Below are 12534 nucleotides of genomic sequence, written 5' to 3'. Positions count from 1 at the left end.
ATACCATGAACCTGAATGACAAAGCAACCCAAAAAGCAGCTTATCAACTGGCAGGACTGATCTATGGCGTTTCCCTGGATGGAGTAGTCAATAAAAACGAATACGAAGCACTAAAAGACTGGTGCTACACTAATGAACCCCTTTGTGAAAACGAGAACTTCCAAAGTCTCTATGAAAAAATTCGCCCTATTGTTGAGGACGGTAAGGTAAACAACGAGGAGCTGGAAGAAATGAAAAATATCCTTCGGGAATTTGTGGGAGATGTGGGCTCGGAGAAACTTGAAAAACCCAATCTCTACTTCCTGAGTGGTATTTTTCAGGGTATTCTGGCAAGTGGAGATGTCAATACTTATGAAATCTATCGACTCAATCAATGGATGGAAAAGAATACTCACCTTCAGAAGCATCCTCCTTTTGATGAGCTCTTTCCCTTGGTAAAATCAGTCTTGGAAGACAAAAAAGTGGACAACGAAGAAGCTATCCGACTCAAGGAATTCTTTGCCTCTCATTTGGAATAAGAAAGAAATTAAAATCTGAGTTTGCGATATTTTAACAGTAAACGTCTACTCCTCAGATTTTGGGCCAGATGACCGATGACGGAAGACCGAAGTATGCAAAAAATCAGCATTATTTAGTTCTTTTAACCTTCAAGGAAGGTTACTGGCAAAGCCCCAAGTATTCAAAATCATCTTAGAAGAAAAAGATCTCAGCCTTTGCCGACTGAGATCTTTTTTGATTTCTATTCCCTGACAAATCTTATCGTATTCATATTGAAAGTATTCCAAATGGAGACATCGCCCTCAGAAACAAACACGAAATACAGGTCATGGAAGCCTGATTTTTTATTTAGAGAAATAGTAACCGGGAAGAATGGACCTTCCTGAGTTTTGGGTCTATCCTCTTTGGAAAGAAGCACCGTTTCACCCAAAAGTTCACCTTCGGGACTACCCATTCTGACTTGGATTTTCCCCTGGGTATTGCCGGGGTTCAAAGTCAGTTCCAGTGAAGAGATTTCCGTTAAATCAATTTGTTCGTATTTGATCCAAGCCCCTGCAGCAGTATAGCGTACAAACTGGTATTGTGGGCCATTGGCTTTTGCTACTCCTTCCAACTGATCGGCTAAGGAGGCCTGCTGTAGGGAATTTCTCAGGATAATCTGTTCATTGGACTGCAAAGGTGGAATCCCATTGGCTCCCAAGTCCTGATAACTCGCCTGAATGATATAGTATCCCTCTTGAAGATCTACCCGATCAATCGGGTAAGTTCCAGCAAGAGGAAGGCTTCTTTGCCCTGAATTCGGATCGGAAAGACCCAAAATATAATCCACCATTTGCTCGATCTGATTAGCAGGCAGATGGGTATGACCGGGCATCACCCGCTCACCCCAGACTCCTCCTCCACCATTCGTAATCTTCTCAATTAGGTATTCTTTGGCATCAGGCTGGTTCAGGTACTTTTCAGAAACTGAGGTATAATCCGGACCGATGGACTTGTCCTTGATCGCATGGCAGGCCTTGCAGCCAGATTGGGTGATGTAATTTTCTCCCGGGCTGAATACTTCCTCCTTATGCCCTACCTCTACGCGGTCAAAGCCACCTTCGAGATAGTCAATAGAAAAAGCAACCCTTGAGGAATCCACGGCACCATCTTCCCGGTCAGTCACCACTACTCGGTAGGGAATGGACTCCTTGCCGAAGTAGAAACTTCTATTCCCCTTCCAATCCAAATTGATCTGAGGGGTTTCATTCCCTGCCAAAATCATCAATTGAGCCTGAGATTCAGCTCCTTCTTTGTCTTTCACCGTAAGGGTCACTGCATACTCCCCTGCTTCTTCAAATGTGAAATTAGGGTTGGCTTCAGAGGAAGTTTTTCCATTTCCAAAATCCCAAAGAAACGCTATTCGATCTCCCTCATCTGAATCCCGGCTTCCTTCTGAAGAAAACTGAACCTGAAGTGGCAAAGCTCCGGTCAATTGATTGGCAGTGGCTTTGGCCTCAGGTTTTCTATTGCCCGATGCAAACTCAATTCTATAAATACCAGAATCATCGTTTTGAGCACTCCAAAAAGTCCCATACTCCAAAATATACAGTGAACCATCCTTGGCAAACTGCATATCCACCGGCTTGTCAAAAACCGTCGAAGGCATAAATCGCTCCATGGTATCATACTCGAAATTTTCAGTCAGCTTCACCGTGAAAATCCAGTTTCTCATCCAATCATAGAAGAATACCTTTCCGTCAAAATAGCCGGGAAAATGAACCTCTGACTTTTCGTAATCCTCCCGGTAGTACACCGGTCCAGCCATGGCATTTCGCCCTCCGGTCCCTAGCATGGGAAATTCCTCTGACTCATTATAGGGATACCAAATCAAGGCTGGAGTAGCGGGAGGTAAAGTTTCAATCCCTGTGGAATTGGGGGAAGTATTCTTAGGAGCTTGAGGATCAAACTCAAAGAGACTTTCCTGCTTTTCGAAGTCGTACTTCCAATAAGGTTTGTTATTTCCCACAAAATACGGCCAGCCAAAAAAACCCGGCTTGGTAGCCAGATTAAACTCATCATGGCCTTTAGGTCCCCGCTTCAAGCTATCCACTGAGGCATCAGGCCCCACTTCACCCCAAAACAGGTTGCCGTTTCTCTGGTCCACGGAAATTCGAAAGGGGTTTCTGTTGCCTTTCACATAGATTTCAGGTCGGGTATTTGGGGTACCTGGAGGGAAAAGATTTCCTTGGGGAATGGTATAAGTTCCATCAGGTTGTGGGGTAATCCGAATGATAGATCCCCGCAAATCATTGGAGTTTCCGGAGGTTTTCTGCGCATCGACATTTTCTGGACGACCTGATCGTTCATCGATAGGATTGTAATTATCCGACTCAAAAGGAGTCGTATCATCTCCCATGCTCAAAAACAAATTGCCTTTGGAATCGAATTCAAGCGATCCACCGGAGTGGCAGCAACCTCTGAAGACAGGCACTTCCAGCATGATTTTTTCGGTAGACTTATCAAGCAGACCATTTACCAAAGTGAACCGGGAAAGGCGATTGATTGCAGGCTCTCCCACCGGAGCATAGTACAAATAGATCCATTGGTTTTGCTCAAAGTTTGGATCTTTGGCCAGACCAAGTAGGCCGTCCTCCCCATTGATATTGACCTCAAGTTCTCCGATTTCTTCTATTGTCCCTTCTGCGGCCACATACTTTCGGAGTTTTCCTCCCCGCTCGATAAACAATACGTCCAGATTGTCCAGAACCTCCAGTTCCATCGGTTCATTGAGTCGTTCTACCAAGGTGATTTTGGTAAATCGGCTTTCCTCCGGCCGGACTGTTGCAAAAGGATCTTCCTCCTTTTTGGCACATCCCCACAGCATCCATCCCAGCATTACCCATGCCATTAGTCTTTTTTCCATTTTAAGCATATTTAGAATTCTTAAAATAAGGAAATCAAAAAGTAAAACAGAAGAATTTTAAAGGAGTGGAATTATTTTGAGTTTTTGGAAGGAATCATGAAAGACAAGCCAAGAATTAGCTGCTGATTTTTAAACTCCTCTTTCCCCAAGACATTATCCAAGGTGTATTTACGCTCATTTAGCTCCCGCTCGAATCTCAAATCAAGCCCGACGGGGCCAAAGTTGACACCCAGGCCCATTTGAAAGCCCAGAGAAAACGGATCAGAATTTTCGAATAGCTCAGGGGCGGAAAACTTCTCATCAAACGTGTAATGAAAGGAAGGTCCTATTGAAAAACCGATAATCTGAAACAACCTCAACTTCACCAAAACAGGAAGGTCAATCTTCTGATATTTTGCCATTCCCAAATCCGTATTGAATTCTGTCTTGGTATAAATCAACTCGGGTCTCAGGGAAATATCATAGCTGGTCAACTGGTAAAAAACTCCCAAATGATAACCCATATTCTCACCGGGATTGGTAAAAATATCACCTGCATCCCGGAAGTACTTCCCACTGGTATTGAAGTTCAAACCACCTTTTACCCCGAATCCGCTTCCCTGCTGAGCAATTAGCGGAGTCAGTACAAGGAAGTAACCGAACAGGAAAAGAAAGATCGATTTGCGCATAGTTTTTTTTATTAAGTCCCAGCCAAAACTGATTTTGTAACCTAGACGACCATCCAAAATGAATCTATGCTCGTATTTGAGACCTCGGGCATTAACATTAATTTGGATGTTGCGCGAAACACAAAATCGTTTGGATTGGTTTTCTTTCAAAAACCGACCCAATTTTCACCTTTAGGAAAAGTAAATTCACACATGAACAAATCATTTCAATTACAACTTCCCGTCTTTGGGCTGTTCCTCGCCCTGTTTATGGCTTGTGGAAATTCCCCTGCTGTAAAAAACGAGACCAATGAATCTTTACCGGCCGAAACCGAAGAAGAAGTAGCCGTATTCTCAGCCAAATCCGAATTAGCCACGTTTGCCGGCGGGTGTTTCTGGTGCGTGGAAGCTCCTTTTGAAGGATTGGACGGGGTTATTTCTGTGGTTTCCGGCTATTCGGGAGGCAAAGAAAAGAACCCTACCTACGGAGAAGTCTCCTCTGGCAAAACTTCTCATCGCGAATCGGTTCAGATCACCTTCGACCCGGAAGTCATCAGCTATGCTGAACTGGTGGATATCTTCTGGCAGACCTACGACCCCACCGATGTGGGAGGTTCCTTTTATGATCGGGGCTCCCAATACGAATCAGCGATTTTCTACCATGATGCTGAGCAAAAGAAAGTAGCAGAAGCCTCCAAAGAAAGACTGGATAAGTCCGGCAGATTCAAAAAACCAATCGCAACGCCGATCATCAAATACACCAATTTCTACGCGGCTGAGGACTACCATCAGGATTATTACAAAAAGAATCCCAAAGAATACTATGCCTACCGAAACGGTTCCGGAAGAGATGCTTTCATCAAGGCGCATTGGCCAGAGCTGAGCGAGAAGAAGTATACCGCTCCTTCCAAAGCAGAATTGAAAAAGACCCTCACCGCACTTCAATATGAAGTAACTATGGAGGATGAAACGGAGTATGCCTTCCAAAATGAATACAATGGCAATAAGGAAGAAGGAATCTATGTGTGCATCGTATCGGGTGCTCCCCTTTTCAGCAGCAAGGACAAATATGAATCGGGCTCAGGCTGGCCGAGCTTCACCAAGCCCATTGATGCCAGAATCATCGATAAGCCCATAGACCGAACGCTGGGCATGACTAGAGTGGAAGTAAGAAGCAAGCTAGGAGGCAGCCATTTGGGACACGTTTTCTATGACGGACCGGAGCCGACAGGCTTGAGGTATTGCATGAATTCTGCCGCCATGAAGTTTATTCCCAAATCAGAAATGGAAGCCCAAGGCTATGGGGAATTCCTTTGGCTGGTAGATTAAAGAGACAGAAAATTTGTTCGGAAAGGTTGGAGAAATTCTCCAACCTTTTTTTTTGGATTGAATCTAGTTGTGTAAAGGCTAGATTTAAAAAAAATTTTTGATAAAAATCCAAAATCTGCATTTTTCTAATTATTGTTGAATTATATTCATATAAAACAAGATAATTCTTTCATCTATTTCACTTATCGCCATTTTTTTAGACCTGGTTTTTTCCCTTCTAGATAAAGATCTTAATAAAACTAAATAATTAAAAATGCCCTCAATAGGATCCAAAAAACCTATTGCGAAACAGTATAGCTTAACTTATGACAGCACCTGGAGAACTAAATGGTGAAAATGACCGCTATAGAATCTTGTTCAAATCTCTGGATGAAGGAGTTGTCTTTCATGATGGAGAAGGGAAGATTATAGATGCAAATAAAGCTGCGCAGAAAATTTTAGGCTTATCGCTTAATCAATTGACGGGTCTTGATTCATTTGACCCTAGCTGGCATGCTATTTACTTAGACGGCTCCCCTTTTCCTGGTGAAGAGCATCCTGCACAAATCGCTCTGAAGACCGGGAAATCGGTAAAAAAGGTAACGATGGGAGTCTTCAACCCAATTCTTCAGGACTATAAATGGATAATTATCAATGCAATACCCAGTAACCTATCAAGTGATGAAAAACCAAATCTAGTCTCCGTATTTTTTTCTGACATCACCAATCAAATTCGAGCCCAAAAAAAACTGGAGGAAGAAACCAAGCTTAATCAGACTCTGGTGGAGGTTTCCAGCTCGTTTATCAATCTATCGGAAAAAGAAATCCGATTAGGAATCCAAACCAATTTGGAGCGCCTAGGGAAATTTGTGGAAGCTGACAGAATCTACATTTTCGAATACGATTGGGAATCCCACACCACCTCAAACACCTATGAATGGTGTGCAGATGGGATAGAGCCTCAAATCGAATACCTCCAAAATTACAGTATGGAGGGAATGGAACACTGGGGCAACTCCCACAAAAAAGGAGAGCCGATTTATGTGGAGGAGGTGGCAAAACTTGACCCGGAAGACCAACTGAGAAAAACCCTGGAACCTCAGGGGATTCAGAGTATTCTTACCATGCCCATCATGTATCAGTCCCAATGTCTGGGCTTCTTGGGTTTGGATTCCGTAAAAAAAATCCATCGATACTCCGAAGGAGAACTGTCCATTTTAAGGATTTTTTCAGACATCCTCTCCAACGTACACAGCCGATTCTTAATTGAAAAAAACGAGAGAGAAAGGCAAAAGGAACTTCGGGCTATATATCAAGTCTCTGCACTCGGCAATGACAGCAGCGTGTCCATTAATGATTTACTGCAACGAAGTGCGGGAGTGATCCAAGCCGGATTTTTGAATCCAGAAGAAACATCCGTTCAAATCTCATGGAAAACCCAATCCTTTCAAACAGATCCGTTTCTTGAGACTGGCAATTCAATTTGCAGAAAAACCGAGCTGGATACCGGGGATTGGTTTTTCCTGAATGTTTTTATCAAGGAAAACGATCGATTTCTCAAAGAAGAGTACGATTTTATAGAAACTATCCTCTACACACTTCAGCAAGCCGTAAACTCAAGAGAGAACCTCACAAAAATCCAGGAAAGTCAAAGTAGACTACAAAGCCTGCTCAATTCACAGACAAACTATATAATCCGTACGGATCTTCAGGGGCTCCACACTTTTTGGAACAGGAAGTTTGAGGAGGACTTTGGATATTTATATACAAACAAAGGCCTTCACAAATCAGATTCTCTCTCTTCAATATGCACCTATGACGTGGAAAAGGCCATAAAAACGGTAGAAAAATGTATGGCAAACCCTGGGAAATCTTATCAGGTAGAACTGGATAAACCCAATAAAAATGGGAGCATCATGACTACTCGTTGGGAATTTGTTTGTTTGACTGATTCGTTTGGCAATCCCTATGAAATGCAGTGTGAGGGCTTGGATATTTCTGATATCAAGAAAGCTGAAAAAGAACTGAAAGAAAGTGAAAAGAAATATAAGTTCCTTTTTGAAGAGGCTCCCGACGGATATTTGGTGATCAAGGATGGGGTTGTTGTCGAATGCAATCATACTTCAGAGAAAATGATCGGGGGTACAAGAGAAAATTTACTTGGAAAACATGCAGAAGAAATATCTCCAGAATACCAACCTGACGGAGAACTAAGTAGTGAAAAGGCCAGAAAAATCCTGAAATCGGCAAAAGTAAATCAGATTGAAAAATTTGAATGGTTAAATAAAAGAATTGACGGGACAGAATTTTTGTCGGAAGTCAAGCTCGCCCAAATCGAGATGGATGGGGAAATGGTACTTTTTGCGGCTTGGAAGGATATAACCGAATCCCGAAAAATGCAAAAAGCACTCGAGGATAGTGAAAAGCGGTTTAGTCAAATCGCCGAGCATAGTGGGGCTGTAATTTGGGAGACCGATGATAAGGGACTATACACCTATATAAGTCCTGTTTCAAAGATTGTTTTTGGATATGAGCCTGAGGAGTTGATTGGAAAAAAATACTTCTACGATCTTTTTCCACCAGAGTATTTTGAAGAGTTCAAAACACAAGGATTGGCTTATCTTCATTCAGGTAAAAGTTTGAAAAACTGGGAAAATCCTATTCAGCGAAAAGACGGTGAAATCATCTGGGTTGAGACTTTTGGAACTTCCATTATTGATAAAGATGGGGTATTCAGAGGCTACAGAGGATCAGATTCGAATATCACTCAGAGAAAGCAATACGAGAGGGAAATCTTGGAACTAAACCAAAACTTGGAAACCCGAATAGAGGAACGGACCCGAGAACTTGAAAAAGCCAAGAGCGAAGCGGATTCAGCCAATCGGGCAAAAAGTGAATTTCTTTCCAGAATGAGCCATGAACTCAGAACCCCGATGAATTCTATTTTGGGATTTGCGCAGCTCATGGAATACACCCCTCTCAGAGATGACCAGAAAAGAAACATTGAATATATCCTCAAAAGCGGAAATCATCTGCTGAATCTGATCAATGAAGTGCTTTACATATCCAGCATTGAAGCCGGAAAAATCTCCATCCATACCCAGTCCCTTGAGGTAGGAGGAATTATTCAGGAAGTGACAGAGTCCCTGCTTCCTATAGCCGACCAAAAAGGAATCAAGATAAATTTTAACTCTGAGATCGGAACTCCAAATTATGTGAATGCCGATCCCCATCGGTTGAAACAGATCCTATTCAATTTGATCAACAATGCCATCAAGTACAATAAGCCAAATGGTATAGTCAATATCCAAATCACCCCTGAATCAAAAGCCTCTTCATCCACTCAAATGACAAGAATATCAGTCGAAGATTCTGGGATTGGAATTGAAGAATCAGCAATTGAAAAACTTTTCAACCCCTTTGAAAGAGGAGGATTGGAAAATTCCTCTATTGAAGGAACTGGCTTGGGTCTTTCTGTGGTGAAGAAGTTCATAATCCTCATGGAAGGAGATGTGGGTGTCAAAAGTCAAATCGGTATTGGAAGTACCTTTTGGATAGATTTGCCGACCTATTCTCCAAGCACTCAAGGTGATTTTGCTTTTCAGGATATTATGGCAATCGAAAAGTCCAATATACCATTAAAAATCCTTTTGGTAGAGGACAATGAGGTTAACATCCAATTGATTTCCGCTTTGATCAACAATGCCAACCCCAATCATGAAATAATTGAAACAAAATTTGAAAAAGAAGCTTTAGGCTTGGCTATTTCCCATCGTCCAGACTTAATTCTACTGGACCTTAGACTCAATGACACAAATGGAAAAGAAGTCTTGAAAGAGCTTAAACATAATCAATCGACTCAATCCATTCCCGTCATCATAATCAGTGCAGACACTGACTCCAAGCAACTTAACGAATTGAAATGTTTAGGAGCAGACCATTATATCACCAAACCCATCGACTGGGACAAATTGATGCAATTAATCCTCAGTCACAATAAGCTTAAATCCCATGAATAATCAGGAGCAAATCGGAGAAATCTCAAATCCACTGATTTACATTGTCGACGACAACATTCAAAACACCTTTCTCCTGGAAAATCTTTTGATTTTAACAGGATACAATAACATCTGGACTACCAATGATCCTGAAGCTTTGCTCCAAAGATTACTGTATAAACAACCAGACCTGCTATTGCTTGATTTAATGATGCCAAAGATTTCAGGATTTGATATTCTGGATCAAATCAAAAATCAAAAAAACCAGTTCGGATATTTCCCGATAATTGTAATCACTGCAGATGCAGAGCCAAAATCCCGTGATTTAGCCCTTTCCAATGGGGCAAATGACTTCATGACTAAGCCTTTTGACTTCAATGAAGTCAAACTGAGGATAAAAAATCAACTCCTTTACAAATCACTACTGGACCAGCTTCAAAACACAAACGATCACCTGGAAGATATCGTGGCAAAAAGAACAGTGGAATTGGTAAAAGCAAAAGAAGAAGCGGAGCGAAACGAAAAGAAATTTCGTCAACTTTTCGAATCCAATCTGGATAACATTAACCTCTTTCATATCGATGAAAGTGGTCCTGGATTATTTTTTGAATCCAATTCCGCCTCGGAGGAAATGCTGGGATATAGCAAAGAAGAGCTTGAAAAGCTCAGTGTCAAAGATGTGGATCTCAACATGAGCCCCGAATATTTTAATTCAAAATTTGAATTGCTCAAGGAAAAGGGTTCAATTTCTTTTGAAACAATAATCAAACGAAAGGACGGAGAACAGCGAATCGTCGAAGTGAAAGCAACCAAAATTGAAATCGAGGGAAAATGTACAGTAATGAATATTTACAGGGATATTACCGAAAAGTCCAAGTACATCGAGGCCCTTCTCCAACAAAATAAAACACTCAAAGAGATCGCATGGACTCAATCCCACATTGTGAGAGCTCCCCTTGCTAAGATGATGGGGGCTTTGGATCTCATCAATTCGATGGACATGCAAAAATGTGATGGGGAGTTGAGAGAAATTCTGGAAATATCTTATAATGCAGCTTTAGAACTTGATCAAATCATCAGAGATATCTCAGATAAATCCAACCAAAATCAAATTTCATTAGACCTCTAAATTCCAATCTTTAATAAAATGAATTTCGACCTGCTCATCGTGGACGATGATTCCAATTATCAATTCATACATAAATTGATCGCCAAAAAATCCGGGTTTCATGCTGATCCTAAATGCTTTAATTCCGGAATAGAAGCCATTGAATATTTGGAAAAAAACAAAGAGACCAATGAGAACATCCTTATCTTCTTGGATCTATATATGCCTGAAACAAATGGTTGGGTGGTGGCGGATTTCGTAGAATCTTTGAATCAATCTCAACGCATCAAAGTCTTTATCATCTCTTCATCAGTCAATCTGGCTGATAAACAAAAAGCATTGAAGTACTCCTGCATCATCGAATACATCGAAAAACCATTGGAGCTGAATTACCTTGAGGCGATCAAGGACACTCTTTTTTTCTAAAAAGATCCCTGTCAGATAGGAAAAAGTCACAAGTCTACACCTCAGAGAAGCCTTCTAAAGGTCAGATTGATCCTCGCCTGATTGACTCTTTTCGCCTTGGGAAGTTGATGCTCCCAAAAGTGCTGACTCTCGCCAGTCATCAGGAGAAGACTCCCGTGAGTCAGGGATATGTCGAGCTTGGGGCTTTTCTCAGAATAAGGTCGAGTCTGGAAAATTCTTTCTGCCCCAAAGGTCACCGAAGCTATTGTAGGATTTTCCCCCAAAACTTTTTCATTGTCCCTATGCCAACCCATGCTGTCATTCCCATCCCGGTAAAAATTACATAACACATGGGTGAATTCAGCTTGCGAAAAGTCCTGAATAGAATCCAAAATATGTCTCAATTCCGGAGTCCATCCAGATGGGGTCATTTGGATACCTGAGTATCCATAAGGCTTCTCTGGATCACCGTACAAAGCCGTCAACCTAGGCTGCATGACTCTTTTCCCAAACATCCAAATTGGTTCTTGTCTCCACTCCAAACTAGCGCTGAGCTTTGCGAAAAAATGATCCGCCTGCTCTTTGGCGAAAAAATCAGGGAACAAGTACATTTCTCCCTGAAATGGGAGAAGATTTTCAGTTTGATTTGGGAAAAGGGAGGATTGCATGAAGAATAAACCCTGAATTTTTTTCGAAGTTTAAAAATTCCAGCCTCTAGTGAATTTTAAAATCCTGATTATATTTCGAAAACTTCATTTGATTGAATCATGAAAAAATTTGCTTGGATTTCAGGTTTGATTCTGATTTTGGTACTCGGAATCTTTTTCTGGTGGAAATTTTATTTTGTTTTCGGGGAAGGAGTAAAGGCAGGGAGCCTCAACTATTTTGTGAAAAAAGGGGTGGTCTTTAAGACCTACGAAGGCAGAATGGTACAAGAGGGCTTCCAAAGTCCTACTTCAGGGGCCCTCCAAAGCAATGAATTCAGATTCAGCGTGACCGATCCCGAAGTTGCCGCTCAGCTGGAGAGAAATTCCGGAAAGCACCTTGAACTCCGCTACAAAGAATACAACGGAATGCTGCCTTGGAGAGGGACTAGCGTATTTGTAGTCACAGAAGTAATTAACGTACAGGAGAGTGCAGGCTCAGACGGCGGCACCCTCCCGGTAGACCGTTGATCAAGGTTTAGTCCAATAATCCAGCACAGTCACCTTCTCCAAATGCGGGCCTAAAACGGCTCCAAACTCTTTGTGTGCAGGATGGGGCAAATATGCATCCCGATCAGCATCAGAATAAAAGGTAAGGGTAAAGGCATGAGTCAGCCCTTGATTCAATCCTTCTGGACTGGAATTGACCCCCCACTCAAATCCTTTGATTTCAGAGATTTGGGAAGGAAGAGCCTTGAAAGCATCAATAACCTTCTGGATATCTTCCGGACTGGATGTTTCCTTGAATCCAAAGAGTACTACATGACGCAGGACAGAGTCGGGAATGGGAGTCTCGATAATTTGTGTTTCTGGTGGCATAGAGTCTTCTACAATAGGTTGTTTTTCGGTGGGTCCGCAGGCTACTGCACCCAATAGGAAAAGGATAATGAGGTAAAATGGCTTTTTCATTGGTATTTATTTAATTGTAGGCAAATTTATCTTTCATCTTCATCCCTCCCAC

General features: G+C 41.9%; 10 protein-coding genes. 6 read left to right on the top strand and 4 right to left on the bottom strand.

All coding sequences use genetic code 11. The annotated features are described in order from the left end of the window. The first annotated feature begins 5 nt into the window (after positions 1-5). A complete protein-coding gene (locus tag AAA938_RS03410) occupies positions 6-518 on the top strand; it encodes a hypothetical protein (RefSeq protein WP_338227235.1) in 513 nt (170 codons plus the stop codon). Between the two features lie 221 nt (positions 519-739). Here AAA938_RS03410 and AAA938_RS03405 read toward each other — a convergent pair whose 3' ends face one another. Further along, positions 740-3403: a PQQ-dependent sugar dehydrogenase gene (locus AAA938_RS03405; RefSeq protein ID WP_338227234.1), complete on the bottom strand. Its 2664-nt coding sequence runs from the start codon at positions 3401-3403 to the stop codon at positions 740-742. A 71-nt stretch (positions 3404-3474) separates the two neighbouring features. Then, the gene (locus AAA938_RS03400; protein WP_338227233.1) at positions 3475-4071 is read right to left on the bottom strand and encodes an outer membrane beta-barrel protein; all 597 of its coding nucleotides are present in this window, start codon (positions 4069-4071) and stop codon (positions 3475-3477) included. 192 nt (positions 4072-4263) lie between these two features. Here AAA938_RS03400 and msrA point away from each other — a divergent pair, with 192 nt between their 5' ends. The 4 genes from msrA to AAA938_RS03380 all read left to right on the top strand — a co-directional run bounded on the left by msrA (position 4264) and on the right by AAA938_RS03380 (position 10890). Further along, on the top strand, positions 4264-5379 hold the full coding sequence (gene msrA, locus AAA938_RS03395) for a peptide-methionine (S)-S-oxide reductase MsrA (protein ID WP_338227232.1): 1116 nt from the start codon (positions 4264-4266) through the stop codon (positions 5377-5379). A 305-nt stretch (positions 5380-5684) separates the two neighbouring features. Beyond that, positions 5685-9377, top strand: a complete 3693-nt coding sequence (locus tag AAA938_RS03390) for a PAS domain S-box protein (protein WP_338227231.1) — start codon at positions 5685-5687, stop codon at positions 9375-9377. Beyond that, the gene (locus AAA938_RS03385) at positions 9370-10485 is read left to right on the top strand and encodes a response regulator (protein WP_338227230.1); all 1116 of its coding nucleotides are present in this window, start codon (positions 9370-9372) and stop codon (positions 10483-10485) included. Before AAA938_RS03390 ends, AAA938_RS03385 begins: the two co-directional genes overlap by 8 nt. Before the next feature lie 18 nt (positions 10486-10503). Continuing rightward, positions 10504-10890 (top strand): response regulator, encoded by a 387-nt coding sequence (locus AAA938_RS03380; protein WP_338227229.1) that lies wholly within the window; start codon positions 10504-10506, stop codon positions 10888-10890. Positions 10891-10931: 41 nt separating this feature from the next. On the opposite strand, the gene AAA938_RS03375 is transcribed toward AAA938_RS03380, so the two are convergent. Beyond that, entirely contained in the window at positions 10932-11537 is a 606-nt protein-coding gene (locus AAA938_RS03375; RefSeq protein ID WP_338227228.1) for an alpha-ketoglutarate-dependent dioxygenase AlkB family protein, read from the bottom strand. A gap of 99 nt (positions 11538-11636) precedes the next feature. On the opposite strand from AAA938_RS03375, the gene AAA938_RS03370 reads away from it, so the two are divergent. Continuing rightward, a complete protein-coding gene (locus AAA938_RS03370) occupies positions 11637-12044 on the top strand; it encodes a hypothetical protein (RefSeq protein WP_338227227.1) in 408 nt (135 codons plus the stop codon). Here the strand turns inward: AAA938_RS03370 and AAA938_RS03365 are convergent, their stop codons facing one another. Beyond that, positions 12045-12482 (bottom strand): Dabb family protein, encoded by a 438-nt coding sequence (locus tag AAA938_RS03365; RefSeq protein WP_338227226.1) that lies wholly within the window; start codon positions 12480-12482, stop codon positions 12045-12047. Positions 12483-12534 lie beyond the last annotated feature (52 nt).

The sequence above is a fragment of the Algoriphagus taiwanensis genome (assembly GCF_036245645.1).
In the GTDB taxonomy this organism is placed as follows: Bacteria; Bacteroidota; Bacteroidia; order Cytophagales; family Cyclobacteriaceae; genus Algoriphagus; species Algoriphagus taiwanensis.
The sequence above is the reverse complement of the archived record's forward strand: the minus strand, read 5'-3'. Positions and strand labels throughout refer to the sequence as shown.